At 72.0% G+C, this 25,911-nt stretch carries 24 protein-coding genes; 6 read left to right on the forward strand and 18 right to left on the reverse strand.

Annotated elements, in window-relative coordinates; all coding sequences use genetic code 11:
- Positions 1-3: 3 nt before the first annotated feature.
- The 15 genes from LL648_RS33080 to LL648_RS33150 form a co-directional block, all read right to left on the reverse strand.
- The gene (locus LL648_RS33080; protein WP_232666736.1) at positions 4-1,173 is read right to left on the reverse strand and encodes a GNAT family N-acetyltransferase; all 1,170 of its coding nucleotides are present in this window, start codon (positions 1,171-1,173) and stop codon (positions 4-6) included.
- Positions 1,170-3,155, reverse strand: a complete 1,986-nt coding sequence (locus LL648_RS33085; protein WP_255687029.1) for a KedN5 family methylcobalamin-dependent radical SAM C-methyltransferase — start codon at positions 3,153-3,155, stop codon at positions 1,170-1,172. Before LL648_RS33085 ends, LL648_RS33080 begins: the two co-directional genes overlap by 4 nt.
- Before the next feature lie 179 nt (positions 3,156-3,334).
- Positions 3,335-3,991 carry a class I SAM-dependent methyltransferase gene (locus LL648_RS33090; protein WP_232666738.1) on the reverse strand — a complete coding sequence of 219 codons (657 nt, stop codon included), beginning with the start codon at positions 3,989-3,991 and terminating at the stop codon, positions 3,335-3,337.
- 43 nt (positions 3,992-4,034) lie between these two features.
- Positions 4,035-5,261 carry an MFS transporter gene (locus LL648_RS33095; protein ID WP_232666739.1) on the reverse strand — a complete coding sequence of 409 codons (1,227 nt, stop codon included), beginning with the start codon at positions 5,259-5,261 and terminating at the stop codon, positions 4,035-4,037.
- Entirely contained in the window at positions 5,258-7,351 is a 2,094-nt protein-coding gene (locus LL648_RS33100) for an aminotransferase class V-fold PLP-dependent enzyme (protein ID WP_232666740.1), read from the reverse strand. The genes LL648_RS33095 and LL648_RS33100 overlap by 4 nt, the downstream gene beginning before the upstream one ends.
- A complete protein-coding gene (locus LL648_RS33105) occupies positions 7,344-8,504 on the reverse strand; it encodes an iron-containing alcohol dehydrogenase (RefSeq protein WP_232666741.1) in 1,161 nt (386 codons plus the stop codon). Before LL648_RS33105 ends, LL648_RS33100 begins: the two co-directional genes overlap by 8 nt.
- On the reverse strand, positions 8,501-9,646 hold the full coding sequence (locus LL648_RS33110) for a thiamine pyrophosphate-dependent enzyme (protein WP_232666742.1): 1,146 nt from the start codon (positions 9,644-9,646) through the stop codon (positions 8,501-8,503). Before LL648_RS33110 ends, LL648_RS33105 begins: the two co-directional genes overlap by 4 nt.
- Positions 9,643-10,524, reverse strand: coding sequence for an isocitrate lyase/phosphoenolpyruvate mutase family protein (locus LL648_RS33115; protein ID WP_232666743.1), 882 nt, complete (start codon positions 10,522-10,524; stop codon positions 9,643-9,645). The genes LL648_RS33110 and LL648_RS33115 overlap by 4 nt, the downstream gene beginning before the upstream one ends.
- Before the next feature lie 47 nt (positions 10,525-10,571).
- Positions 10,572-11,684: an aminotransferase class I/II-fold pyridoxal phosphate-dependent enzyme gene (locus LL648_RS33120; RefSeq protein ID WP_232666744.1), complete on the reverse strand. Its 1,113-nt coding sequence runs from the start codon at positions 11,682-11,684 to the stop codon at positions 10,572-10,574.
- The gene (locus LL648_RS33125) at positions 11,681-12,802 is read right to left on the reverse strand and encodes an Ldh family oxidoreductase (RefSeq protein WP_232666745.1); all 1,122 of its coding nucleotides are present in this window, start codon (positions 12,800-12,802) and stop codon (positions 11,681-11,683) included. Before LL648_RS33125 ends, LL648_RS33120 begins: the two co-directional genes overlap by 4 nt.
- A complete protein-coding gene (locus LL648_RS33130) occupies positions 12,799-13,995 on the reverse strand; it encodes a glycerate kinase (protein ID WP_232666746.1) in 1,197 nt (398 codons plus the stop codon). Before LL648_RS33130 ends, LL648_RS33125 begins: the two co-directional genes overlap by 4 nt.
- Complete coding sequence (locus LL648_RS33135; protein WP_232666747.1) at positions 13,992-14,885, reverse strand: TauD/TfdA family dioxygenase; 894 nt, start codon at positions 14,883-14,885, stop codon at positions 13,992-13,994. Before LL648_RS33135 ends, LL648_RS33130 begins: the two co-directional genes overlap by 4 nt.
- 54 nt (positions 14,886-14,939) lie before the next feature.
- A complete protein-coding gene (locus LL648_RS33140) occupies positions 14,940-15,680 on the reverse strand; it encodes an SDR family oxidoreductase (protein ID WP_232666748.1) in 741 nt (246 codons plus the stop codon).
- Entirely contained in the window at positions 15,680-16,279 is a 600-nt protein-coding gene (locus tag LL648_RS33145; RefSeq protein WP_232666749.1) for an aspartyl/asparaginyl beta-hydroxylase domain-containing protein, read from the reverse strand. Before LL648_RS33145 ends, LL648_RS33140 begins: the two co-directional genes overlap by 1 nt.
- A gap of 327 nt (positions 16,280-16,606) precedes the next feature.
- The gene (locus tag LL648_RS33150; protein WP_308190425.1) at positions 16,607-18,718 is read right to left on the reverse strand and encodes a carbon starvation CstA family protein; all 2,112 of its coding nucleotides are present in this window, start codon (positions 18,716-18,718) and stop codon (positions 16,607-16,609) included.
- An 18-nt stretch (positions 18,719-18,736) separates the two neighbouring features.
- On the opposite strand from LL648_RS33150, the gene LL648_RS33155 reads away from it, so the two are divergent.
- From LL648_RS33155 to LL648_RS33165, 3 genes are read left to right on the forward strand one after another with little or no spacing between them, the layout of a single operon-like run.
- The gene (locus tag LL648_RS33155; protein ID WP_232666750.1) at positions 18,737-20,416 is read left to right on the forward strand and encodes a sodium:solute symporter family protein; all 1,680 of its coding nucleotides are present in this window, start codon (positions 18,737-18,739) and stop codon (positions 20,414-20,416) included.
- Positions 20,413-20,961, forward strand: coding sequence for a sigma-70 family RNA polymerase sigma factor (locus LL648_RS33160; protein WP_232666751.1), 549 nt, complete (start codon positions 20,413-20,415; stop codon positions 20,959-20,961). Before LL648_RS33155 ends, LL648_RS33160 begins: the two co-directional genes overlap by 4 nt.
- Positions 20,958-21,242, forward strand: a complete 285-nt coding sequence (locus tag LL648_RS33165) for a hypothetical protein (protein ID WP_232666752.1) — start codon at positions 20,958-20,960, stop codon at positions 21,240-21,242. The genes LL648_RS33160 and LL648_RS33165 overlap by 4 nt, the downstream gene beginning before the upstream one ends.
- A gap of 2 nt (positions 21,243-21,244) precedes the next feature.
- On the opposite strand, the gene LL648_RS33170 is transcribed toward LL648_RS33165, so the two are convergent.
- Both LL648_RS33170 and LL648_RS33175 read right to left on the reverse strand, forming a co-directional pair.
- Complete coding sequence (locus LL648_RS33170; RefSeq protein WP_232666753.1) at positions 21,245-21,883, reverse strand: HD domain-containing protein; 639 nt, start codon at positions 21,881-21,883, stop codon at positions 21,245-21,247.
- A gap of 84 nt (positions 21,884-21,967) precedes the next feature.
- On the reverse strand, positions 21,968-22,957 hold the full coding sequence (locus LL648_RS33175) for a GlxA family transcriptional regulator (RefSeq protein WP_308190426.1): 990 nt from the start codon (positions 22,955-22,957) through the stop codon (positions 21,968-21,970).
- 179 nt (positions 22,958-23,136) lie between these two features.
- Here LL648_RS33175 and LL648_RS33180 point away from each other — a divergent pair, with 179 nt between their 5' ends.
- Genes LL648_RS33180 through LL648_RS33190 form a run of 3 tightly spaced genes read left to right on the forward strand, consistent with a single transcriptional unit; the run spans position 23,137 to position 25,249 of the window.
- Positions 23,137-23,895 carry an SDR family oxidoreductase gene (locus LL648_RS33180; RefSeq protein WP_232666754.1) on the forward strand — a complete coding sequence of 253 codons (759 nt, stop codon included), beginning with the start codon at positions 23,137-23,139 and terminating at the stop codon, positions 23,893-23,895.
- Between the two features lie 8 nt (positions 23,896-23,903).
- Complete coding sequence (locus LL648_RS33185) at positions 23,904-24,272, forward strand: VOC family protein (protein WP_232666755.1); 369 nt, start codon at positions 23,904-23,906, stop codon at positions 24,270-24,272.
- Entirely contained in the window at positions 24,269-25,249 is a 981-nt protein-coding gene (locus tag LL648_RS33190; RefSeq protein ID WP_232666756.1) for a sigma-70 family RNA polymerase sigma factor, read from the forward strand. The genes LL648_RS33185 and LL648_RS33190 overlap by 4 nt, the downstream gene beginning before the upstream one ends.
- Here LL648_RS33190 and LL648_RS33195 read toward each other — a convergent pair.
- Complete coding sequence (locus LL648_RS33195) at positions 25,246-25,833, reverse strand: RNA polymerase sigma factor (protein ID WP_232666757.1); 588 nt, start codon at positions 25,831-25,833, stop codon at positions 25,246-25,248. The two genes, LL648_RS33190 and LL648_RS33195, sit on opposite strands and share 4 nt — an antisense overlap.
- Positions 25,834-25,911: the final 78 nt, after the last annotated feature.

Genomic DNA, 25,911 nt, shown 5'->3' on the forward strand with positions numbered 1-25,911 from the left:
GGGCTACGATTCCCGCCGCCCCGCCCGAGCGATCTGCTCGAGCTCCTCGACGACCGCTGCCGGTGCGAGCGGGTGCAGTTCGGCGAGCAGTTCACGGGCCCGGTCCCGGTTGTGCCGCTCGGTGTCGCGCTCGGTCCAGAACGGCGGCGGCCGCAGCAGGATCGACCACGCCGGGGTCGGGATCCCGCCGCGCAGCAGCTTCTGCCGGTAGCTGCCGACGCTCATGTCGATCTCGGTGAGACCGTGCTCCAGGCAGTAGCGCACCGGCTCGTGGATCATGAGGTTGAAGTACTCGGCGTGGGCGCCGACCCGCTCGTAGTCGAGCCCGATCGAGCGGGCGACGAGCGCCCGGCCGTGCCGGACGGCCCACATGAACCCGAGCGCGCGCCCGCCGTCGCGGCAGACGAAAGCGAACACCTGTCCCGCCAGCGCCTTGGCCATCTGCCCGAACAGCACCTCGAAGAACGCGGCATCGCCGAACGAGCCGTGCCGGCGCTGGGTGTTCACCTGCAGGCGGGCGAACTCCGGGATGTTCACCTCGTCCAGCTCCTCGACGGTGATCTCCCGGCCGGCCCCGGCCAGCTGCCGCCGTTCGCGACGGGCCAGCTCCCGCCGGCGCCGCGGGATCGCGGCGTAGTACTCCTCCAGAGTGCTGCCCGGCACCGGCACCACCACCCGCAATGCGGTCAGCAGCACGGGCCGGCCGGGCAGCGCCGCACTGAGCCCGTCGACGTCGGCGCCGGTCAGGTAGGGCGCCCACGCGGTACCACCGGCACGCCGGTCCCAGGCCTGGTCGGCCGCCTCCGCCCAGGCGCGGGCATCGGCGGCGACCGGCACCGTGCTGTAGCCGGACACGTTGCCGACCACGGTCAACGGCTCCCACCGCTCGGCCGTGGCATCGGACGGCGACTGCGCCCCGCCGAAGAGCGTGCCCGGGTGCATCAGCGGGTTGGCCGTCCCGGCCGCGAACCCGAACACCGGGACGACGGCCCGCAGCCCGCCGGCTGTTCCGCGGGACACCACCAACCGCTCGTCGGCGCCGTTCAACCCGGCCATCGCCAAATGCCAGCGGCGCGAGGAGTAGAAGTCGGCGCCCGACGCGCCGGTCAGCTCGTCCCAGTCGCCAGGCGCCCCGGTCGGAGCCGATCGGGCAACGGTCGGGCGCACGATCATCGAACGGCGTCGTGCGACTGGGCCGAGCTGACCGGGACCAGCGGCACGACGTTCACCGGGACGGCCATGAAGTGCATAATCTCCTCGTGGTTCGTCGAGAGCACCGCGTTGGCGGCGCCGAGGCGGAAGTGCAGGTCCACCTCGACGGCCGGTGAGTCGAGGTCGACCTCGATGTTGGGGTCGCGCAGCTCCCGGCTGAGCCGGACCACGTCGACGTCGAACCGGACCCCGGGACGGACCCGGACCGGCGCGCCGCTGCCGTTCCAGGGCAGGAGATCACGCTCCTGGTCGACCCGGCAGAGCGGCTGGGTCTCCAGATCGAAGCGGAGCAGCTCGTCCAGCACGAGCCGGGCCTCCTCCGGCACCTGCGGCCGGATCCGCTCCTGCCACCAGCGGCGGATCACCTCGGGGCCGTTGGCGTCGGTGAACAGGTAGCCGATCGCCTCCGCGTACGCGGGCGCGCCCCGCCCCTGGGCGCGGCTGTGGGCCGTGGCCAGCGGGCCGACGTCGGCGGCCTGCGCGACCCACTCGCCGAACGAGGTGATCACGCTGCTCTGCCGGATCCCGGCCAGCCGGCGCAGCCCCGCCCAGACGTGGCGCAGCACCGCGTTCTCCGCGAGCACGCGGGCCCAGAACAGGAACACCTGCATCCGCTGGTTCTCGGCGAAGGTCATCGAGTCGTGCGCCAGCACGTACTCGAAGTCGTCGTCGTCGCCGCGGATGCTCACGATGCCGAACTTGCTGCTCTCCTCGCTGAACTCGGTGTTGGGCAGGAGCATGATCGGGTACACCGCGATGCGCGAGACGTGCTCGGACAGCTCGTCGTAGCCGGCGATGAACGACTCGACGGTCTCCCCGGGGGCGCCCCAGATGAGCTCGGCGTAGCAGTCCAGGTTCTGCCCGGCCAGCCAGACGGCCAGGTCCTTCCAGGCGTTCACCTTCATGTTCCGGCGGTTCATCCGGCGCAGCGCGGCATCGTCGAGGGTCTGCAGGGCCAGCGTGAACGAGCTCTTGAGCCCGACCTTCGCCATCCGCTCCACGATCGAGAAGAACGTCGCCGACTTGTTCTTCGCCCACGATGTCTCGAACGCCGCCGGGAAGCCGGTGCGGGCCCGCACGTCGATCAGGTCGTCGATGAATTCGAGGTCGATGGGCAGCATCCCGAAGTTGGCGTCGCAGGCCACGATGGTCGGCACTTCGAGCTGGGCGAAGAGTTCGAGCTCCTGGCGCAGCCGCTCCCTCGAGAACGCCCTGACCCGCTGGCCGATCGCGCCGCCCCAGTAGCAGAACGCGCACTTGTACGGGCAGCCGCGGTTGGTCTCCATGATCGCGACGTCGTAGCGGAAACGGCCGTCCGGCCCGACGAGGTCGACGGCTCCGGTGAGGAACGGCGACGGGATCTCGTCGAGGTCCTCGATCCGCTTCCGCTCGCCGGTCGTGTGCACCTTCCCGTCGCGGTCCTTCCACGACAGCCCTTCGATGTCGTCGAGCGCGCAGCCCGGTTGCAGGTCGGCGGCCTGCAAGCCGGTGCGGAGCAGCTCGCGGAAGGTGATCTCGCCTTCGCCGTTGACCACGACGTCGACGTCCGGGTGCTCGCGCACGACCCGCTCGGCCTGGTTGGTGACGTGCGTGCCGCCGAAGACCACGAGCCCGTCCGGCACGAGCTGCTTGTAGGTGCGGGCGAGCGAGCCGAAGGCCCGCACGTTCCACCCGAGCGCCGAGAAGGCCATGACCTTCGGCAGCTCGCCGCTGAACAGGAAGTTCGCCATCTGCACATGGGTGAGCCCGCCACGCATGTTGCGGACAGCGATGTCGTGGGTGGAGCGGACGGCGGCGTCGCCGTCCGCCATGGCCTTCAGGTATCCGGCAGCCAACGGCAGCGATTCCAGCGGCATGTCCCACACACCTTGCTGGACGATCCACACTCCACGGCGGGTGTCCGACGCCTGTGCGGCACCCACTCCTGGATCACGAGAACCCATCGAAATCCCCCCGAACGTTCCTGCTCTCGACTCCGAAATGGCATGCCTCATCGACCCCGGAGCCGCACCGCCGCTCCCCCGGTGGGAGCGGACGGCGGCATGCGGGGCCTGGTTACTGCGCTTCTGGTTATTGCGCTTCTGGTTACTGCGCTTCTGGTTACTGCGCTTTCAGCGAGCTGCTACGACACGGGACGGCAGGTTGCGTAGAGGAACCCGGGGTGCACCTCGCTGGCCTCGCAGTTCCAGCCGAGCGCACCCAGCCGCTGCTCCAGCTCGGGCGGGTCGCGGAAGACCTTGACCACCTTGTAGCGGCTGCCGTCCTCCAGCGTGCGCCACACCGCGACGTCCGGGTCGTGCTCGTCGAACTCCTCGATCCGGCGCTCGTAGGAGGTGACGTCGACGAACTCGACCACACCGTCGGGCGTCACGGCCTGCTTCACCGACGTCCAGAAGGTCTCGAAGAGCTCCTCGGGCACGTGCGCCAGCCAGTGCGCGAAGAAGATGGCCTTCCACTGCCGCGTCGGGGTCCACGAGAACAGGTCGACCTGCTCGAACGAGACCCGCGGCATGCCGCGTTCCTTCGCGCCGGCGATCATCTGCGTCGAGCCGTCGAGACACGTGATCGAATCGCAGACGTCGACCAGGTAGCGCGTCCAGAAGCCGTTCCCGCTGGCGATCTCCAGGAGGTCGCCGTGCAGGTTGCCGGCGCGGATCTTCGCCAGCAGCGCCGGCATCGCCGGGGCCATGTACGGTTCGAAACCCGCGTCGAACGTCGCGGCCCGCGCCGAGTAGTACGCGAGCTGGCTCGACAGCAGGTCCTCGTGCACCTTCGTCATCCGTTCCTACCCTTCAATTCGGTTCATATGTCTCTGGGGACTTTCACGGCCGCGCGGCGGTGAGGTTCGCCCGGCGGACCACGGGCGCCACGACGGCGGCGGTCGCCACCAGCAGGACGGCGCCTGCGGCATAAGGAACGGACAGGTCGATCCGGGCGGCGAAGCCGCCTAGCACGGCACCGACGGGCACCGCGCCGAGCGCGACCATCCGGAACGCCGCCACAACCCGGCCGAGCACCTCCGGCGGGGTGATCGCCTGGCGGAGGGTCTGGCCCAGCACGTTGTAGGCCGCGATGCACGCGCCGGCGACGACCATCGCGCCGATCACCGGCGGCACCGAGCTCGCGAACGCCAGCACCACGAGCGCGCCTGCCAGCACCACGAGCGTCGCCAGCAACGCGCGGCCGGCGCCCAGCCGCCGCGCCACCGGCGGGGCGAGCACCGCGCCGAGCAGGCCACCGACGGCGAGCGGCGCGAACAGCAGGCCGAACCCCACCGCGCCCAGCCCGAGCCGCGCCTCCGCGTACACGACCCGGAGGGTCTCCACCGACGCAAAGGCGACATTGACCAGCGCCGTGGTGAGCGTGAGCGTCAGCAGGAGTCGGTGGCGCACGAGGAACCGCAGCCCGGACAGGATGTCCGCGCCGATGCCGCGAGCGATGTCCCGCCCCTGCGGCGCGGCGACGGCCGTCCGCTGCGCCGGCCCTCGCAGCAACGGGGCCAGCAGCACCGCGCTGAGGACGAAGCTGACCGCGTTGCCCAGCACCGCCGCCGCCGCGGCGAGCGTGAACAGCGCCACCCCCAACGGCGGCCCGAGGAACTCGGTGTTCACGGTCTGCGCGATGCTGATCCGCGAGTTTGCGGTGCCCAACGCCACCGGGTCGGAGCCCACGAGGTCGGGCACCGCGGCCTGGCTGCTCGTGTCGAACACCGTCTGCCCGAGGCCGAGCAGGAACCCCATCACCACGAGCAGCGGCACCGTCAGCAGGCCCGTCGCCAGCAGGGCGGCGGTGGCGAGCACCACGACGACCCGGCCGACGTCGGCCACCACCATCAGCAGCACCCGCGGGCACCGATCCACGAGCACGCCGCTGACCAGCCCGAGCGTCGCCCACGCCAGGTACGGAGAGGCGACGATCAGCCCGATGACGGCCGGGTCGGCGGTGAGGCTCGCCGCGATGAGCGGGAGCGCCGCCGCGTAGATGCCGTCGCCGAGCGTCGAGACGGTGGTGGCGGCGAGCAGCCGGCGGAACGGGCGCCCGGTGGTCATGGTCGGCTCATCAGCGCGACGAGGGGCTGCGGACGCAGACCCATGCGGATCTTGAAGCGCTCGTTGAGCCGCCCGCACTCGACGACCTTCACGCCGGCCGACCACCCGAGTTCGAGCACCGCCCACCACAGCGCCCAGTACGGGCTGAAGGTGAGGTCAGCGCGGTCGCGCACGTACCCCGCGGCCCAGTACTGCAGCCGGTCGCGTTCCTGGAAGCACACGCCGACGCCGAGCGTCTCCCCGCTGGCAGAGACGATCTCGAGCAGGCGGCAGGCCGGCCCGACCTGGCGCAGCATCCCCGCAAGCCGGTCGGGGTCGTAGTAGCGCGGTGAGCCCGCGCGCGCCGCCGTGGCGGCCACCAGCCGCAGCAGCTCCACGAGCTGCGGGTGGTCCGGCCCGTGCTCGACGGTGCTGACCCCCTGCTCGGCGGCCCGGCGCAGCTGGCGGCGCAGCTCGTGGCGCACCGGTTTGCGCAGCCGCGACACGTACGACTCCGGGTCCGGGTACTCGGCGGTCTCCAGCAGCCAGCGCGGCACCAGCTCGCGCCGGTGCAGCCCGCGCTCGACCAGCAGTGGCACGGCCGGCGAGTCGGCCTCGACGTTGACGAACCCGAACAAGGGGCAACCGAGCGCGTCGGCCTGCCCGGCGATGGCCTCGACCAGCGGGTCCAGCGACGCGGTGTCCCTGGCCAGCACCCGCGTGTCGGGGCAGTGCCACATCGCCGAGAGCAGGGCTTCCTGGCCGGGCGCCAGCCCGAGCAGACCCAACGGATCGGCCTGGCGGTAGAGCGGCGCCGCGGCCCGGAGATCGGCGTGGTCGGCGCCGTCGCGGATCTCGACGTAGCGGTTGGCGGTCACCGCCGCCACCGGGTGGGCCTCGTAGGCGCGGACGAACGGCAGCTGCTGGTAGAGGACGGCATCGACCTTCGAGCACAGCTCGTCCCACCCGGGGCCGAGTTCGGCGGCGTGCTCGACGACCCGGGTCGAGGGTGTGGATCTTCCCCTGCGCACCGGAGCCGCCGGGGCCGGCGGCCGGGCGAGCGCGGCGATCGACTCGACGGCCGCCTGCACCTGCGCCGGCGCCACCGGGCCCATGTGCCCGATACGCAGCACGTCGTGGCGCCACGCCGCGCGACCCGACGAGACCCAGACGTCGAACTCGCTCGCCAGCCGGTCGCGCAGCTGCTCGGCGTCGCCCCCGGGCAGCCGGACCGCGGTGACGGTCGGGGAGCACAGCTCCGCGCGCGGCACCACCTGCAGCCCGTGCGTCGCGAGCGCCTCCCGGCACGTCAGCGCCGTCTGCTCGTGGCGGGCCCGCACAGCGGCCACCCCTTCGCGTTCGACGGCGTCGAGCGCGGCGTCCAGCGCGAACAGCTGCGGCATGGCCGGGGTCCACGTGGTGGTGCCGCTGCGCGCAGCGTCGGCGGCGGCGACCAGGTCGAGGTAGTAGGCGCCCGAGCCCGGCCGGCCGGCATGGCGCAGCGCCCGTTCCGACACCGCGACGAGCGCCAACCCCGGCGGGCAGGCCAGCGCCTTCTGCGTGACGCCGACGGCGACGTCGATGCCCAGCTCGTCGAACGCGATCTCGGCCGCGGCAAGACTACTGACGACGTCGACGAGCAGGAGCGCGTCGCCGGCCGAACGCACGGCTTCGCTCCACGCGCGCAGCGGGCCGAGCACCCCCGTGGACGTCTCGTTGTGGGTGAGCAGCACGGCGTCGTAACCGCCGGCGCGCGCCGCCACCTCGGCGGGATCGACCACCTCGCCCAATGGTGCGGAGAGCACGTCGACCTGCGCGCCGGCGTGGCGGGCGATCTCGGCGAACCGCTCGCCGAAGTACCCGATCTGCACCGAGAGCACGCGGTCGCCCGGCCGCAGCACCGAACGGGCCGCCGCCTCCAGCCCACCGGTGCCGGAGCACGTCAACACGATGACGTCACGGTCGGTCCCGAACAGCGGGCCGAGCCCGTGCGACACCCTGCGCAGCAGGGTCCGGAAGGCGGCCGAGCGGTGGCTCATGACCGGCGTGGTCATCGCGGCCAGCACCTCGGGCGGCACGTCGACCGGCCCGGTGACCCGGTAGTTACGCACCCGTCCCCCCGATCTGCACGAGCTCGCCCAGCGACTGCCGCAGCGCGCTGCGGACCTGGTCGGCGTCCAGGTGCACCGGCATCCCGGCGAGCCGTTCCGAGCTCAGCCCCTCGGTGACGAGCCGGTCGAGCACGGCGTCGAGCCGGGCCGCCGTGAACCGCGGCGGGCGGCACCTGGCGAGCGCCGCGTCGATCGTCGAGACGATCCCGGCCGGGCCGTCGACCCCGAGCGCGGCCGCCGCGGCGTGCACGGCCCCGCGCGGGACGTCGGGCCCACGCGGGTCGCGCACCGCGGAGTCGCCGACCGCGGTGACGAGCGGCACCAGCCAGCGCAACGTGGCCGCAACGGCATACCCGTGGGCCAGCCCCAGGTAGGCGGTCAGCGGGTAGGCCAGGGCGTGCGCCGCCGTGGTCCGGGTGCGGTCGATGGCCTCACCGGCCATCGACCCGGCGTGCGAGAGCGCCTCGCGACCGCTCTCGACGCCCGCGAGCTCAGGCCGGGCCAGCACCGGCGCGATCCGCGCCAGCGCGTCGCCCGCCCGCTCGCGCGACGTCGGGTCCGAGCGCATCGACCACATCGACTCGATCGCGTGGGCGACCGTGTCGAGCGTGCCGCTCCACAGGACGTCCGGTGGGCAGGTGGCCAGCAGCTCCGTGGCGATCAGGACGTCCTCGGCGCGCACGCGGTCGTCGTCGAGGGACACCTTGCGGTGGCCGTCGTACAGCGTCGCGAAGGACGTGACCTCGCTCCCGCTGCCCGCCGTGGTGGGCACCAGCACCAACCCGGGGCTCGGTTCGGGCGGCCGTCGCCTGCGGGCGAGCACCTCCGTCGCCTCCACCGGGTCGGCCGGCAGCACCCTCGCCGCCTTCGCCACGTCCATCGCCGAACCCCCGCCGATGCCGACCACCAGCTCGGCGCCGTGTGCGCTGCGCGCGCGGGCGGCCGCGAGCGCCTGATCCGTGGTCGGGTTGGGGGTGAAGGCGTGGAACACAGCTGTGCCAGCCGGCAGCACGTCGGCCGCGCGGGTCCGCCGCAGCGCAGCGGGTGTGCCGACGACGAGCGCCCGCGTGTCGCCGAGCAGCTCCAGCAGCTGCTCGACGCACTGCTCCGCGCTCACGCGTCGAACCCGGACGCCGGTGCCGGAGGTGGTCACGAGCCCACCCCGCCGGCCGCCTGGGCCACACCCCGGACACCGACCCGGAACCGGTCGGTCAGCTGGGGCAGCCCGCTGCCCGAGCTCGCGCGCGGGTGCACGTCGTCGGGTGTCGGCACGGTCCGCAGCACGCAGAGCACCGGACCGGTCGCCGCGAATGCCGCATCGAGCACGTCCGGGACCTCGGCCGTGGAGTCGGCGTAGTGCACGCGGCGGTAGCCGAGGCCGCGGCCCAGCGCCGGCCAGTCGAGGTGGGCGCTGGTGCTCCGCTGCGCCCCGGTCGACTCGTAGCACCCGTTGTCGACGACGACGTGCACGAGGTTCGCCAACGGCAACGAGCCGATCGCCGCGCCGGTGCCGAGGTGCATGAGCAGGGCGCCGTCGCCGTCGAGCACAACCACCCGCTCGTCGGGGTGGGCCTGGGCGAGCCCCAACCCGATGGCCGCGGCGTGCCCCATCGAGCCCTGCATGTAGAAGGTGCGGTCGCGGTCGCGCTCGTGGTGGGCCTGGCGGGACAGGTAGCCGGTGGTCGTCACCAGCAACGCGTCGCCGATGCGGTCCATCAAAGCGGCGACCACCGATGAACGTGTCGGCCCGTCGCCCGGCAGCGACGCCGGGGCACCGACCTTCCCGATGGCGCCACGCGGGACGAGCCCGACGAACGGCAGCCCGTCGGCCCGCGCCGCGTCGGCCTCGGCCAGCAGGGTCGCCACATCGACCCCCTCACCGGGGCCGGCGACGCCGCCGGCCAGGACGGCGTGCGGCACACCGAGGGTGCGCAGCAGCGCCGGTGTGGCGGCCCCCATCACCTCGTGCTGCTGCTCGTCGGTGGCCGGATCGGGCCAGCCGCGCAACGTCATCAGGACGGTCACCGGGATTCGGCAGGCGAGCACGAGGCTGGTCAACGGGTTGACGAGGTTGCCGAAGCCGCTGTTCTGGCAGAGCACCACCCCCGGGGTCCCGCCGAGCTCCCACCCTGCGGCGATCGCCAAGGCCGCGCCCTCGTCCGGGGCCGGGACGAGGTCGCCCGCGCGGTCGTAGAGCTCCCACGGCCCGGCGAGGTGCCCGCACGGCACCCCGGTCGCGCGGTGGCGCCCCGACGCGCGCAACGCGTCGACCAGCTCGGCGGCCCCGACGCTCACCGGCTCTTCCCGAGCCAGGCGTCGAGCTGCGAGATCGCGAAGATCTCCTTCACCGAGGCGATGTTCTCCTCGACCGTCGCGGAGCTTCCGTGCTCGAGCACCGTCGACCACGTCTCGCGCACGGCCGTGACCATGGCGCGCAGCGCGTGGTTGGCGTAGATGACCATGTCGACGCCCGCCTCGGCGGCCTCCTCGCTGTCCCAGTCGGCGTACGTGGTCGGCACGATCACCACGGGCGCGCGCCGCTGCCAGTGCCGCAGGAACTCCACGACCTGCTCGGGGCCCGGCGCCTTCGAGTGGATCAGCACGGCATCAGCGCCCGCGTCGACGTACAGGTGGCAGCGACGCAGCGCCTCCTCGACCCCTTCGCCGCAGATCAGCGCCTCGGTGCGGCCGATGAGCAGTGTCTCCGGCCGCGCCCGTGCCTCGCTCGCGGCCTGCAGCTTGCCCGCGAACTCCTCTGCCGAGAGCAGCTGCTGCCCGGCAGCGACGAAGCTGTTGCGCTTGGGGAAGAGCTTGTCCTCGATGCAGATGCCGGCGACGCCGGACGCTTCGAACTGCGTCATCGTGTAGGCGGCGTTGATGCTGCCGCCGAAGCCGGTGTCGCAGTCGGCCAGCACGGGGATGTCGACGGCCCGGTGCATGGCGGTCGACGCCGCCAGGTACTCGGCGAGGCCGAGCAGGCTCAGGTCGGGCAGGCCCGCGGCCGCGGAGATCCCGAAGCTCGACGCCCACACAGCGTCGAACCCCGACTCCTCGGCGATCCGCGCGGTGAGGCCGTCGTGTGCGCCGGCGACGCGGACGAGTCGACGATCGAGGAAGCACTGCCGGATCCAGGAGGCGCGGTCGGCGTCGACGCGAGGAGGCGAGGTGGTCATCGTTTGACTTCCGGCCCTTTCGGTTCGGGTCCGCGGCGACGAGGTCGCTACCGCGGCAGATCGGGAAGGAGCGCGTCGAGACGGGCGGCCGCCGCGGCCAGCACACCCGGCGCGGCGGCCACGCACAGCCGCAGGTGTTCGGGCATGCCGAACGTCGACCCGGCGCGCAGCCGCACGCCTGAACGGTCGGCGATCGCGGCGCAGAGCGTGCGGTCGTCGGTGGCGCCGAAGGTCGCGCCGGCCAGCAGCCGTTCGACCGAGAGGCACAGGTACAGGCCGGCGTCGGCCGGCACGACGTCGACGCCGCGCACACCGCGCATCGCCGCCGTCGCCTCGGCCGACGCCGCGGCCAGCCGCTGCCGCCGCTCGGCGACGTCGCGGCTGCAGAACGGTTCGGTCAGCGCGACCATGCCGGCTGCCTGGGCGGAGGTGTTGACAGGCCCGGTGACGTGCTCGACGACATCGTCGACGACGGCCCGCAGCCCGGCGGGGGCCAGCACCCAGCCCAGCCGCAGCCCGGCGAGCGCGTGCACCTTCGACGCGCCCCCCACCACGACGGCGTCGGTTCCGACCGAGGCCAGTGCGTCTTCGGCGCCCGCCCAGGCCCAGTAGACGTCGTCGACCAGCACCGTGATCCCGTGCTCGGCGGCCCACCCGGCGATGGCGCGCAGGCGGGCGCGGTCGAGCACCGCGCCGCTGGGGTTGACCGGGCTGGTGACCAGCACGGCCGCCGTCTTCGGGGTGCGCGCCGATTCCAGCGCCGCGACCGTCAGCCGCCAGCGGTCGGCGGGCGCGCCCGGCACCGTCACCATGGTCGCCCCGGCCAGCTCCAGCGTGCGCGGGTAGTGGCTCCAGTGCGGGGCCGGCACGAGCACGTCCCGGCCGCGGGCGACGGCGGCCACCGCAGCGAACAGGCCCGCGCGCACCCCGGGGGTGACGACGACGCCGGCCGCGTCGAATGCCCGGCCGGTCCGGCCGGTGTAGTGGGCGGCGACCGCCGCCCGCAGCGCCGGCTCGCCGCCGCGCGCCGCGTAGGGCGACCAGGGACTGTCGGCAGCGGCGTGCAGCGCCTCCCGGATCTCGGGTGCGAGCGGGTCGGGCACCTGCCCGGAGGACAGGTCGAGCGTCGTCCGCTCGGTGATCACGGCCGGGGCGTTCACACGACCACGTCCGTGCGCGGGCGAAGGGGGCGGACCCCGGTCTGCTCCGCGATGCGGTCGAGGTCGGCGACGACCGCCGGGAGCAGCGGGACACCGCTCGCGGTGCGCTCGGCCGTGCACGCCGTGCGGCGCTGCCCCGGCAACCGGACGGGGACGTCGGCGTCGCCGGGCGGCAAGGCGGTGATCTCCGCGCCGAGCGCGCCGACCCTGGCGATGATGCCGTCGGGGTCGCCGAAGGCCGCGAGGTCGAGGCAGAGCACGAACTGCCCGAGGTCGGCGCCGTCGGGTCCGTAGGTGTTGCGGCTCCAGCTCGCTCCGGCGAGCGGACCGCAGAGCAGCTCCACCAGCAGCCCCAGCCCCGACCCCTTGTGCCCGCCGAAGTCGGTGCCCAGCCCGCCGAGCGGGACCAGCGCGTGCCCGGCGCGGGCCTTGAGCCCGGCGACGAGCGCCGGGATGTCGGTCGTGTAGCGGCCGTCGGCGCCCATCGCCCAGCCTTCCCGCATCGGCCGCCCTTCCCGGTGCAGGCGCTCCAGCTTGCCCCTCGGGACGAGCGAGGTCGCGGCGTCGAACACCAGCGGGCCGTCGGGCGCGGGCACCGCGTAGCTGATCGGGTTGGTGCCGAACATGGGGGCGGCCGCGCCCGTCGGCGCGACCTGCGGGGTCGCGTTGGTCGTGACCAGTGCCAGCACTCCCGAACGGGCGGCCCGCTCGGCGTACCAGCCGGCGATGCCGATGTGGTTGCTGCGCCGCACGGCCACCGCGGCGCACCCGAGGTCCTTGGCCAGCCGGACGCCGTGGTCGACCGCCGCTCGCAGCGCGGGTTGGCCCAGCCCGTTGTGGGCATCGACCACGGCCACCGAGCCGTGCTCCTGCACGACTTCGGGCTCGGCCGTGCCCGAGATCGTGCCGGCCATGAGGCCGTCGACGTAGCGGCGCAGGCGCGCGAACCCGTGGCTGTCGACGCCCGCGAGATCGGCCGCGGCGAGCACCTCGGCGCTCAGCTCGGCGTCCGGCCGGCGCGCGCCTGCGGCGACCAACGCCGCAGTGCCGAAGGCGACCAGGTCCGCGTGCTCGACCAGCCGGCCGCGGCCCGTCCCGTTCGTGTGCTCGTCGCTCACCCGGTGCCCCCGTCGTCCCGGTGGTCGCCGGCCGCGGCGAGATCCGGCAGCCGGATCGGGGTTGCGAACCGTCGCCACGCCGCCGCGCCGGCCGCGGCCAGCCGCTCGACCAGGGTGTTGTCACTTCCGGGCGCCAGCACCTGGCGGGCGACCAGCGGGTCGTCCTGGGGATCGTCGGTGAACCGGGCCGCCACCAGCACCGTCGGCAGGCCGAGCGCGCGCCGCGCCGCGACGGCCGAGCCCGGCGCCTTCCCCGTCCACGTCGAGGGGTCGACGACCCCTTCGGCGGTGATCACGAGCGGCGCCTGCGTGACGAGCGACGCGGGGTCGACGATCTCGCGGACGGCCAGCGCGCCACTGCCCGCGTCGGTCTCGGCCACTGTGGACAACCCGAGCCCGGTCCCGCCGCCCGCACCCCACCAGGGCGCGCCGCTCCTGGCGTCGAGCAGCGCGCCACCGCCGACCGGTTCCGCCGCGCGGGCCAGGTCGACCAGGCGGGCCATGGCCGCCGCGGCGACCGGCCGGTCGCCCTCGGTCAGCCCCTTCTGCGCGCCGAAGTGCCGCGAGTTCGCCGTGTAGGCGCTCGACACGTCGGCCATCAGCCGCAGCCGCACCCCGGCGAGCAGCGCCTTCGCCGGCCGCAGGTCGATCTGCACGACGTGCCGCAGGTTCGCCGGGACCGGCACCACCGACTGCCCGGCCGCGTCGAGGAACCGCACCCCGAGCTCCGCCAGAGCACCCGCTCCCCCGTCGACGACCGCCGTGCCGCCGAGGCCGACCTGCACCACGCGGTGCCCCGCGCGCACCGCCGCGCGGATCGCCGTGCCCACCCCGGCCGACGACGACCGCAGCGGATCGAGCTCGCCGGGCCGCAACGCCGCCAACCCGCAGCAGAGCGCGCTCTCCACGAGGGCGGACGTGCCGAGGTCGAGCCATTCCGAGCGCCGCGGGCGGCCCAGGGCGTCGACGACCTCGATCGCCCGCCGGGTGCCGCCCGTCGCGCGGGCGACCAGGTCGAGCGTGCCGTCGCCGCCGTCGGCGAGCGGCACCGCCCGCACCGTCGCCCCTGCACCCGCGGCCCCGCGGGCGAGCGCCGCGGCTACCCCGACGGCGTCGAGGTGGCCGCGCATCGCGTTGGGCGCCACCACTACCTGCACTACCTGGACCGGGCCGACCCCTCTCGGCCCGGTCATGCCGGTGTCCGGCCGCGCCGGATCCACGACCGGAGCAGCAGGCGGGAATGGCCGGGGACGTCGACGAACTCGCGCCGGCCGTGCACGAGCCGCAGGTTGTCGAACACGGCGAGCTCACCCTCGGCGAGCTTGCCGACCGTCTGCGCCGCCGGGTCGGCGACCGCGGCGTCGAGCGCGTCGAGGGCCGCGGTCTGCTCGGCGGTGAGGTCCGGCCGGTCGTCGCGCCGGTGCCCGATCTCGATGTAGCTGCGCAGGTAGCTGATCGACTCGTGGCCGTTCTGCTCGAAGAGCACGGGCTTGAGCACCGTCGGCGACTCGTCGCCCACCTCGTCGCCGCGGCGGTCGACGTGGAACGGGGTGCGCAGGGTGCGCAGCAGGGCGGGATCGGTGATCCGGCGCAGGATCTCACCGAGGTGCACGGTGATCAGCTCGCCGCCGTGGCTCGACTGGCGCAGGCAGTACAGGGTGAAGACGTCCGGGGCCGGCAGGGCGGCCTCGGCGCCGTCGGTGTGCAGGTTGCCGCCGAAGCGCGAGTCGGAGTAGCGGCTGCGCTGGCCCTGGCCGACCGCGGTGTGCCGATCCCGGACCCGGCGCACCAGCTCGCCTTCCCGGTTCTGCGGTGTCGCCTCGCCCAGCAGCGCAGAGATGCGGGCGATCGCACCCGCGGCCGTCTCCTCGTCGACCGGCATGCCGGTCAGGATCAGCACCCCCGCCCCGTCGTCGAGGTGGCTGCGGACGAACCGCCCCAGTTCGGCGCCGGCCACCGCCGCGGTGGCGGCATCGGGCTCGGGGCCGAACAGCGCGGCCTGCAAGGCCGGCCCCGGGGCGACCCGGAACCTGTCGAACCCGTCGACGTGCCTCGTCCCGGTCGCTGTGTTCTCGGTCGTCACTGTGTTCTCGGTCGTCGCTGTGTTCTCGGTCGTCGCTGCGTTCCCCCCGCTCACTCAGCGCCCTCCTGCGATGTCGATGAACGAGCCGGTCACGTACGACGCCTTGGCCGAGAGCAGCCACACGACCGCTTCGGCGACCTCCTCGGGCTCGCCGGGGCGGCCGAGCGGGATCGCGGGGGTCAGGCGGGCGAGCCGCTCGGGATCACCGCCGCGGGCGTGGATGTCGGTCTTGATGAAGCCTGGCCGCACCGCATTGACCCGGATGCCCTCCCCGGCCACCTCCAGCGACAGCCCGATGGTCAGCGTGTCGAGCGCGCCCTTGCTCGCCGCGTAGTCGACGTACTCGCCCGCCGAGCCCAGCCGCGACGCCGCCGACGACACGTTGACGATCGCGCCGCCGTTGCCGCCGTGCGCGGTGGACATCCGCCGCACGGCCTCCCGGGCGCAGAGGAACGGACCGACCACGTTGGCGTCGAGCACCCGCCGCAACCGGCGCTCGTCGATCTGGTCGACCCGGCTGCCGCCCTCCAGCAACCCGGCGTTGTTGACCAGCGCGTCGAGCCGGCCGAACTGGTTGTCGATCTCGGTGAACATCCGCTCGACCGCGGCCTCGGAGCCGACGTCGGCCTTGAACGCGGCACCGGGTCCGGCCAGCTCGGCGAGCAGCTTCTCGGCGGCGGCGTCGTCGGAGTGGTAGCCGACGGCCACGGCGTATCCGGCGCTCGACGCGAGCCGCGCGACCGCGGCGCCGATCCCTCGGCTCGCACCGGTCACCAGCACGACCGGGCGATCCACTAGATGTCGCCGTTCGCGTCGGCGATCATCTGCGCCGACCAGCGCTGTTTGAGCCGCAGGCAGAGCCGGTTGAGGCCGTCGAGCACGGGGTTCAGCGGCCGGCGCACGTCGATGATCAACATCGTGCGGGTGCCGGTGCTGGTGTTGTAGACCTCGTGCTCGAACGTGTCGTCGATGAGGATCGGCCGGCGCTCGGCCCAGGTGTGGAAGGTCTGGTCGACCCGCAGGTAGGGCGGGCTGTCGGTGGGCACCCGCAACGGCAGGTGGTAGCGCAGGATGCCCGCGTAGGGGCCCTCGTGGGCGTCGAGCGTGACGCCGGGCGGCAGCTGCGCCACCATCGCGTTGACCACGCGAGGGGTGCGCTCGACGAAGTCCATGACGAGCGGCAGGTCGCGATGCGCCCGCTCGTTGGCCACCCCGAGCATGTAGGCGTAGTACAGGCGCCAGCCGATCGAGACCTGCGCGGCGCGGGTCGGGTCGATGTCGCCGTAGGGCGTCAGGTCGCGGACGCCGATGAGGCGGTCGACCTCTTCGCGCAGCTCGTCGAACCGCTCGACCAGCTCTGCCGATTCCGGAAACGCGACAAGCGGGTCTTCCATGATCCGCGGGCGTTTCGCACCGCCGCTCCCAGCCAACAGGATTCGGTTCACCAAGCCCCGAACCAACGGCTGGTTCACACTCAACGAACCGCGCACGAATCCCCCCGAAATCGTGTTGATCGACGCATTCAATCGCTGCGTCCCATTCGATAGTGCCGGAGCCGCAACCCGCTGTCAACCGTGCAGTCACCCACTGTTCAACTCTTCGTCTACCCACCTCATCACCGCAGGTCAGGCATGCCAAATACAGCTCCTGGCAGGCCTGCCTGCGGCCCTGGAACACCTCGGAACAGTGACCAGAGAAGGCAGTGGAGGAAGGTCGTCGAACTACGACCCGCCCGATATCCCTACCTTTTCAGCAGAACCGCCGATTCCGGACGGAACTGCGGGAACTTCCGAACTCGGCGGTAGCGTCGGCGCGCTCAAGGCACGCCGCCAGACGACGATGGCATTTCCGAGAACAACGATCACGAGGATGGCGAAGAAAGCGGCGAGAATGCCGTCCACGGTGGAGTTGACGATGACCGCGTGCATGTCGTCGAGGCTCTTCGCGGGGGCGAGCAGCTCACCGCGGTCGAGCGCCGCGGCATAACGTTCGCGTTGCGCGAAGAACCCGAGCTTGGGATCGGTGGAGAACACCTTCTGGTAGCTCGCGGTGAGGGTGACGGCGACGTCCCAGGCCAGCGGGATGCCGGTGACCCAGGCGTAGCGGACCTTCCCGGCCTTGATCAGCAGGGTGGTGCAGACGGTGAGCGCGATCGCGGCGAGCAGCTGGTTCGCGATGCCGAACAGCGGGAACAACTGGTTGATCCCGCCGAGCGGGTCGGTGACCCCGGCGTAGAGGAAGTAGCCCCACGCCCCGACCACCGCGGCGCTGGTGATCCACAGCCCGGGCTTCCAGCTGACATCGGCGAACGGCTTGTGCACGTTGCCCAGCGTGTCCTGCAGCATGTACCGCCCGACCCGCGTGCCGGCGTCGACGGTGGTCAGGATGAACAGCGCCTCGAACATGATCGCGAAGTGGTACCAGAACGCCTTGAGCGCGGCCCCGCCGAACACCGCGGAGAAGATCTCCGACATCCCGACCGCCAGCGTCGGTGCGCCACCGGTCCGCGCCACCAGCGTGTGCTCCTGCACGGCCGCCGCCGCAGCGGTGAGCGCGTCGGGGGTGATGGTGAACCCGAGCTTGCCCACCGCGGCCGACGCCGTCTCCACTGTGGTGCCGAGCAGCCCGGCGGGGGCGTTCATCGCGAAGTACAGCCCCGGGTCGAGCACGCACGCAGCGATCAACGCCATGATCGCGACGAACGACTCCGTGAGCATCGCCCCGTACCCGATGAGCCGGACCTGGGACTCCTTCTCGATCAGCTTGGGCGTCGTGCCCGAGGCGATCAGCGCGTGGAAGCCCGACAGCGCGCCGCATGCGATGGTGATGAACACGAACGGGAACAGCGAGCCGGAGAACACCGGCCCGGTGCCGGAGAACGCGAACTGCGTGAACGCCTCCGTGTTGAGCACCGGCTGCGTCACCAGCACCCCGACAGCCAGCAACGCGATCACGCCGACCTTCATGAACGTCGACAGGTAGTCGCGCGGGGCGAGCAGCATCCACACCGGCAGCACCGAGGCGACGAACCCGTAGACCACCAGGCAGAGCACCAGCGTGCGCGGGTCGAGGGTGAACGCCGCGGCCCAGCTCGAGTCCTGCACCCACCCGCCGCCGATGATCGCGACCAGCAGCAGCGCGACGCCGATCACGCTGGCCTCGATCACCTTGCCGGGCCGGATCACCCGCATGTACAGGCCCATCAGCAGGGCGATCGGGATCGTCATCGCGATCGAGAACGTCCCCCAGGGCGAGGCCGCCAGCGCGTTGACCACCACCAGCGCCAGCACCGCCAGCAGGATGATCATGATCGCGAACACGGCGACCAGCGCGGCGATCCCGCCGACCGGGCCGATCTCGTCGCGGGCCATCTGGCCCAGGCTCTTCCCGTCGCGGCGCATCGAGAAGAACAGCGTGACCATGTCCTGCACGGCACCGGCGAAGATGACGCCCGCGATGATCCAGATCGTGCCGGGGAGGTACCCCATCTGGGCCGCCAGCACCGGGCCGACCAGCGGTCCCGCGCCGGCGATCGCCGCGAAGTGGTGTCCGAACAGGACCCTGCGGTCGGTCGGCTGGAAGTCCGCGCCGTTGTTCAACCGCTCGGCCGGGGTCGCGCGGGTGTCGTCGACCTGCAGGACCTTGCGGGTGATGAACCGCGCGTAGAAGCGGTACGCGATCGCGTACGAGCCCAGCGCGGCCGCGACCAGCCAGATCGCCGAGATGCTCTCGCCGCGGGACAGGGCCACCACGGCCCATCCGACAGCCCCGACGACCGCCACCACCGACCAGATCAGCACCTGCGCCGGCCGCAACCCGAACCTCGTCAACACGCACTCCCCTCGCCGCCGATGGCGTCCTCGCCACGGCTCGTTGCCGTACTAGTTGCAATAGGGTCGGGATCGGTTGACAGCCGTTCGGAACTTCTTCTCGACCCCGACAGCCGATGGACAGCAGCGGGTCGGTGCTCCTACCCTCCGGTTCCGGGAGATCACTCTGCACGCGGGCAAGGGGGGCCGGTGGAGAAGTTCGACTCTGCGCTCACGCTTGTCGCGGTGCTCGCCGGAACCTCGTTGTTGGCGCTCGCGGCGCGCCGGTTCCACCGCCGTTCCCGGCTGCCCGACATGCCCGGCTGGGCACTCGCCGACTGCCGATACGGGGCCGTGCTCACGTGGTTCCTGCTGGGTGGTTCCATATTCACCGCGTACACGTTCATCGCCGTTCCCGGCCGTACCTTCGGAATCGGCGCACTCGGCTTCTTCTCGCTGGCCTACACCGGAATGCTCGCCCCGATCCTGTTCGTCCTGCTGCCTCGATTGTGGAGTGCGGCAAAGCGCACGGGATCGGTCACGATCGCGGATCACGTGCGCGCCAGATACAACTCCCCCGGCCTGATGCTCGCGGTGGCACTCACCGGGATACTCGCGACGATGCCCTACATCGCATTGCAGCTCGTCGGGGTGCGCGCCGTTCTCATGGCGGTCGGACTCTACCCGGCCGGGCTCGCCGGCGACCTCGCCCTGTCGGCCGTGTTCGGCGTCCTCGCAGTGGCCACGTTCAACACCGGACTGCGCGTGCCGGCCCTGATCTCCGTCGCCAAGGGCGCACTGGTCTTCGGTGCGACGCTCGGGATCACGGTCGCGATACTGCACGAGTTCGACGGCTTCGGCCCGATGTTCGCCGCCGCCTCCGAGCGGGCCGTCGAATCACCGCACGTGGACATGCTGATCCGGCCGGACGACCATCTCGCCTTCGTCTCGCTCGCGGTCGGCTCCGCATTGGCGCTGCCGATGTACCCGCACGTCCTCACCGCCACGTTCGCCGCCAAGGGGCCCGACACATTGCGAAAGGCCGTCATCGGCATTCCCGCGTGGACGCTGGTGCTGGGACTGTTCGGCCTGCTGGGCATCGCGGCGTTGGCGGCTGGTGTTGCAGCGCCTCCGGGAAATGCCGAGGTCGCGGCGCCATTGCTGGTGGCGGACCTGCTGCCGGCCGTCGCCAGCGGCATCGTGTTCGGCGCGATCGCGGTGGGCGCGCTCGTGCCGGCGGCGGTGATGTCGGTGGCCTTCGCCGCGCTGTTCACCCGCAACGTCTACGTCGAGTTCTTCGCCCCGCACACCACCCCGAAGGGCGAGGTACGGGTCGCCCGCTGGGTATCGCTGCTGGCGAAGGTCGCCGCACTCGGATTCGTGTTCGGCCTGCGCGACCAGGTCGCGATCAACCTGCAACTGCTCGGCAGCCTCTGGATCCTGCAAACCCTCCCGACCGTCGCCATCGGCCTGTTCACCAACTGGCTGCACCCCCGCGCACTACTGGCCGGCTGGGCCGTCGGCATGGCCGGCGGAACCTGGCTAGCAGTGGCCGGCGGATTCAGCTCACTCGTCCATTTCTCGCCGATTCCGGTGCCGGTTTCGGTCGGGTTGCTCGCGCTCGCGTTGAACCTCGTCGTCGCCACCGCGCTGACCGTCGCGTTCAATGCAATGAGTGTTCCGCGCACGTCGCGTCACCGTTACCCGGCGGAGGTCGAATGAACGAGATCAGCGCGACCGAACGGGCGCCGACCGCCGCGGACACCGCTCCCGACGATCGCGAAGAAGGTGTCGAAACGATCTTCAAGGCGCACCACGCCACAATGGTGCGACTTGCCGTGGTGCTCGGCGCCGACGATGCCGAAGACATCGTCGCCGAAGCCTTCTACCAGCTGTACAGGCGTTGGCGACAACTGCGGAACCCGGACGCGGCCGTCGGCTTCCTGCGCTCGGTCGTGGTCAACCTCACCCGAATGCGAATTCGGCACATCCAGGTCGCCCGCCGGCACGTCCGACGTGCCGAGCCGGCGATCGAGCCGGTCCAATCAGGAGAATCGCTCGCCGTTCTGCGGGATGATCAGCGAGCGCTCGTGGAAGCCGTGCGCCACCTGCCGGCACGGCAACGGGAGGCGCTCGTGCTCCGATATTGGCTTGATCTTTCAGAACGTGAGATCGCGAAGACGATGGACGTTTCGGTCGGCTCGGTCAAGGTCCACATCTCCCGTGGGATGGCGGCGCTGACCCGGAAGTTCGAGGATCACCGATGAACCCCGTCACCGACGAGAACCTGCGGGCGGCGCTCGGCGCGCTCGCGGACGGCGTGCAGGTGCAGCCCGACCGGCCCTACGCCACCATCAGCGCCGGCTGGCGGAGGCGCTACCGGCGCCGCCGGCTGACGGTCGCGATCCTCGCGACGGTCGTCTTCGGAGCCGTGGACGTCGTCGGGCTCTGGGCGCTCAACTCCGCGGAGCCGATCCCCCAGGTGATCTTCTCCGACACCGAACCGCCCAGCTCCGCGGACCCGGGGTCCCTCATCGGATCCCCCTGAGGTCATTCGGCCCAAGCGCTGTTCCGGATGATCTCGACGAAGTCGCTGCGGACGAACGTCGGGTCGAAATGGGCCAGCACATCGTCGTTCATCGTGCCGAACGTCGTGTCGGGGCGGTCGGCCATACCATCGTTGAACGCCCGCAGGATGCGGTTCTTGAAGTCGGGCCGCGGGTGCCGGTGCAGCACATCGGCGCGCTGATCGACGGTGATCTCGTCGAGGTCGAGGCCGAGCACATCGGTCTCGACGCCCAGGGTCACGACGGCGACCTCAGGAGCGAGGTGTGCCGGGATGCCGGGTGTCGTGTGCAGGGCGATGCCCAGCCACACGTTCTGGGCGTCGAGCTCGGAGCGGCCGTGCGCGCGCAGGAAGTCCCGGGCCGCATCGGCACCGTCGATCTCGAAGCGCTGGACCTTGGTCGCGTAGGCGTCGGTCAGCCCGAGATCGTGGAACAGGCCGCCCACGTAGGCCAGCTCGGGATCGACCGCGAGCCCGCGAGCGGCGGCCTTGAGCGATCCCCAGAGGAACACGCGGCGGGAGTGGTCGAACAAGGTGTCGTCCGCGGCATCCCGGACGAGCGCGGTGGCCTCCCGGACGAGGGCGGTGTCGGGGATCGTGACCCCGGCGATGGTCTCGGGCATGACAGCGGCTCCTTCGACTGGACCGACTCGAGCGGATCCAGTCTTGCCGGCACCCCTGGTCGGACCGAGTGCGCGGATTGACCACTACCCCACAGATGTGGACATGGTTCGGGCGGTAGCGGCGAACCTGGCGCGGTACTGGCTCGGCGGAACACCGAGCCGTGCGACGAAGATCCGGCGCAGCGTCTCGGCACTCCCGAAGCCGACCAACCGCGCGGTCTCGGCGACACCGTGCCCGACGTCGAGCAGCGCCTGGGCGCGGTCGAGCCGGACCCCTTCCACGAACCTGGCCGGAGTGGTGCCGAGCTCGATGGCGAACATCCGGGCGAGGTGGCGCGGGCTCACCCCCGCCAGCGTCGCCAGCGCCGCCGCGCCGTGGTCGAGCTGCGGTTGCGCCGAGATCAGGTCGATCACAGCGCGCAGGGTCGGGGTGCGCGGCAGCCGCGTCCGCATCGGCGCGGAGAATTGCGACTGCCCTCCCGGGCGCTGCATGAACATCACGAGACGGCGGGCGACGGTCCGCGCGAGATCGGGCCCGTGGTCCCGCTCGACGAGGGCGAGCGCGAGGTCCATCCCCGCCGAGACGCCCGCGGAGGTGAACACCGGGCCGTCCTCGACGAAGATCGCGTCGGGCTCGACGCGGACGTCCGGGAAGCCGCGCGCCAGCCGATCGGTGTGCTGCCAGTGGGTGGTGGCGCGGCGCGCGGCCAGCAGACCCGCGGCGGCCAGCGCGAACGCCCCCGTGCAGATCGAGACCACCCGCCGGCTGCGCGCAGCCAGCATGCCGACGGTGTCGACGAGATCCGCCGGCACCGGCCTCGTGACGAGCGACTCCCCGCCCGCCACGACAACCGTGTCCGGGTCGGGGCACGAATCCGGTGCGCCATCGACGGGCAACCGGAGCCCTACCGACGTCGTCACCGGCTGCCCCGAGCCCGACACGTAGGTCAACGCGTAGCGCCCGCCGAACCGGTTCGCCTCCGCGAACACCTCGGCGGGCCCGGTCACGTCCAGCATCGTCATGCCGTCGAACGTCACGAAGACGATGGCCAACGGCTCGCTGTTGTCCACCACCAACTGGACCACACCCCCGGCACGCGGCGCCCGGTGGCATCGACAACGACGTTCCGGTCGCTTGAAACGATTCATATCGGCCGAAGCGTCGTTGTCGACGGCTGGCGGCGCCGTCGACCGATGGATTCCGGCGCATCCCCGGATCTCTACCTACGACGACGCAACCAGAGGAGCGAGACATGCGGGGTTCCACTCGGATCGAAGGATCGGTGGCGCTGGTGACCGGCGCCAACAGGGGCATCGGCCGCGCGATCGCCGAAGCGCTGCTGGAGCGCGGTGCGCGGAAGGTCTACGCCACGGCGCGCGACCCGAGGACGCTTGTGGAGTTGCAGGAGCGCTACGGCTCCCGCGTGGTCGTGTTGCGGCTGGACGTCACCGACGCCGACCAGGTCGCCGAGGCCGCACGCGCGGCCACGGACGTGGATCTGCTGGTCAACAACGCGGGCGCGTTCGAGCCGACGGAGCTGTCCGACGAGGGGATCCTCGACGTGGCTCGGCGGGAGATGGAAGTCAACTACTTCGGGCCTTTGCGGATGCTGCAGGGCTTCGTGGACACGCTGGTGCGCCGCGGCGGCGCCATCGTCAACGTCGTTTCGGCAGCCGGCCTGAGCAACGTGCCGCTGCAACCCACGTACAGCGCGTCGAAGGCCGCGCAGCACTCGCTGACCCAGGCCTCGCGCGCGCTGTTGGCGGGCCGGGGTGTCGCCGTGCACGGCGTCTACCCGGGGCCCGTCGACACAGACATGACCAAGGACCTCCCGCCCCAGTTCGAGAAGACCGCGCCCGACGCGGTCGCGAACGAGGTCCTCGACGGCGTCGAGGCGGGTGCCGAGGACATCTTCCCGGACCCGTTCGCCGTGGCCTTCGGTGAGCAGTTCCACGCCTCGCCCAAGACCGCCGAGCGGCAGCTGGCGGCGATCGTCGCGGTCCCGGCGTAGGGTCGGTCGTGAACCGGCTCGTGCACCTGGAGCTGCACACCCATGATCTCGGCGGAGCGAGCGCGTTCTACGACGAGCTGCTGCAGTGGCGCACGGAGCGGATCGACGTTCCCCGGGGTCCGTACCACGCGCTCGCGATCGGCGGTCCGCTCGACGGCGGGGTCGTCGAGTGTGGGACGGCGCACCCGACGTGGCTTCCGTACGTGGAGGTCGAGGAGATCGAGGTGATCACCGAGCGGGCCCGTCGGCTCGGCGCGTCGGTGCTGCGCCGGCCACGGGAGGGTCCGGCGGGATGGAGCAGCGTGCTGCGGTCGAGCGTGGGTGGCGAGATCGCGCTCTGGCAGCCGAAGCAGCCTCTCGTGAAGGGAATGGGATGACCGAGTCGGAGCTGCGTGACGCCGCCGTCGAGGGGTCCGAGAGCGCCTACGCGGAGCTCGTCGAGTCGCACCGCCGTCAGCTGCACGCGCACTGCTACCGGATGCTCGGTTCAGTCCACGATGCCGAGGACGCGGTGCAGGAGACGCTGTTGCGGGCGTGGCGGAGCCTGTCGTCGTTCCAAGGCCGGAGCTCGTTGCGTTCTTGGCTCTACACGATCGCGACCAACGTCTGCCTGAGGGCGATCGAGCGTCGACCGGGACGTGTACTGCCGATCGGCTACGGCCCGCCTTCCGATCCGCACGGGCCGCTCGGTGAGCCGCTCGTCGAATCGACCTGGATCGAGCCGTATCCCGACGAGCGGCTCGGTCTCGACGACGGGCCGGTCGGTCCGGAAGCCCGGTACGAGCAGCGCGAGAGCATCGAGCTGGCGTTCATCGCAGCGCTCCAGCACCTACCGGCCCGCCAACGGGCGGTGCTGATCTTGCGCGACGTGCTCGGCTTCTCCGGCGCGGAGGTCGCCGCGGCGCTCGGGACGACCCCGGCGTCGGTGTACAGCATGCTGCAGCGTGCCCACCAGACCGTCGAGCAGCGCATCCCCGAACTCAGTCAGCAGGCGACCCTGCGATCGCTGGGCGACGAGGGGCTGCGAGCGATCGTGGACCGCTACGTCCGCGCGTGGGAGCACAACGACGTCGAGGGGATCGCGGCGATGCTGACCGAGAGCGCGACGATCGCGATGCCGCCGACCCCAACGTGGTACCGGGGCCGGGACGCGGTGGCAACCGGCCTCGGAGAACTGGCGCTCAGCGGCCGGATGACGTGGCGGGTGACCCCCATCCGCGCGAACGGTCAGCTCGCGGTCATGGCCTACTGCGAGGACGTGGGCGGCACCCTCGTGCCGAACCACCTGGCCGTGCTCACGCTTCGCGGCTCGCTGATCGACGAGATCAACTTCTTTCTCCTGACGAGTCATTAGAAGCGGTACGTGCACAGCTCCCGGTCGTTGCGCATCCGGCGCAGGGCACGTTGGCGGGTCGGCCCGATGCTGCCGATCGGGAGCCCCATGGAGCGTGACATCTCCTCGTACCGCGGGTCCGGGCTGTAGAAGAGGGTGTGGATGAGGGCGCGCTCGCGGCCGGACAGGCGGTTGACGGCGGCGTCGAGGATCCCGCGGACCTCGTTGCGCAGGAGCACGGCCTCCGGGTCCGGCGCGTCGGACGCGATGTCGTCGATGAGCGCCTCGCAGGACTTGTCCTTCTTCATCCTGCGCAGGATCGCGAAGCACTCGTGCACGGCCGTGGTCCGCAGCCAGCCGCCCATCTTCTCCGGCTCGCGGATCGAGCCCAGGGCCTCGACGGCGCGCAGCCACGTGTTCTGGATCGCGTCGGCGGCGTCGACCTCGGCCAGCCGGTGCGCGGCGACGGTCCCCGACACCACCGGTTGGTAGCGGGCGACAAGTTCCCGCCACGCCCGCCCGTCGTGATCACGTGCCGCCCGCACCAGCTCCGTGGTGGTCATCGTCGAGTACGCCGAGCGTGGGGCCATCAGGGTGGTGAACAAGATCTCTCCCGCGGGCACGATGGGACCGAGGGACAAACCTCGCGGAGGCGGCTAGCAACAACCTTGCAAGCGGCGACC

This window comes from Pseudonocardia sp. TRM90224 (assembly GCF_021245725.1).
Classification (GTDB): Bacteria; Actinomycetota; Actinomycetes; order Mycobacteriales; family Pseudonocardiaceae; genus Pseudonocardia.